We start from the raw sequence: 848 nt of genomic DNA, 5'->3' as shown, positions 1-848 counted from the left end.
ACCCAGTCCCTCAAGGACGTCAAGGCTCTCCTGTAACTCCTGACGCACGACCCCGCCGGTTCTCCGCCGGCCGCTCTCCTCTCGGGCGGCCGGCGGGGGACCGGCCTCCGTTGGACGCTCGCCCGAGAAGCCGACTCGATGGAAAGCCGACCATGAAAAACGCTCTGTACCGCCTGGACCTCAAGGCCTCGCCGTACCTGTACGTCGTGCCGTTCTTCCTGCTCTTCGCCGCGTTCGGGGTGTTCCCCCTGGCGTACACCGCGTGGGTGTCGCTGCACGACTGGAGCCTGCTGTCGGATACCCACACCTGGGTCGGTATCCAGAACTACAAGGACCTCTTCGCCGACGAGTACTTCTGGAACGCGCTGAAGAACACCGCCCAGATCTGGGTGATGTCCACCGTTCCCCAGCTGCTCATGGCACTCGTGCTGGCGCACGTCCTGAACCAGCGTCTGCGCGCCCCCACCTTCTGGCGGATGACCGCGCTGCTGCCCAACATCACCTCGGTGGCGGCCGTGGCGATCATCTTCGGGCAGATCTTCGGCAAGGACTACGGCCTGATCAACTGGCTGCTGGAGACCTTCGGCCTCGGCCGCATCGACTGGCAGGCGGGCACCGCAAGCTCCCAGATCGCCATCTCTGTGATGATCATCTGGCGCTGGACGGGCTACAACGCCCTGATCTACCTCGCCGCGATGCAGGCGGTGTCGAAGGACCTCTACGACGCCGCGTCGCTCGACGGCGCCTCCAGCTTCCAGCAGCTCACCCGCATCACGGTCCCGGCGATCCGGCCGACGATCATCTTCACGGTCATCATCTCCACCATCGGCGGCATGCAGGTCCTCGCG

General features: G+C 65.3%; 1 protein-coding gene. It reads left to right on the top strand.

All coding sequences use genetic code 11. The annotated features are described in order from the left end of the window. Positions 1–152: 152 nt before the first annotated feature. A partial coding sequence (locus QEZ54_RS36220) for a sugar ABC transporter permease (protein WP_281309310.1) occupies positions 153–848 on the top strand: 696 nt, incomplete at its 3' end.

The organism is Catellatospora sp. KI3 (assembly GCF_029948125.1).
Classification (GTDB): Bacteria; Actinomycetota; Actinomycetes; order Mycobacteriales; family Micromonosporaceae; genus Catellatospora.
The sequence above is the reverse complement of the archived record's forward strand: the minus strand, read 5'-3'. Positions and strand labels throughout refer to the sequence as shown.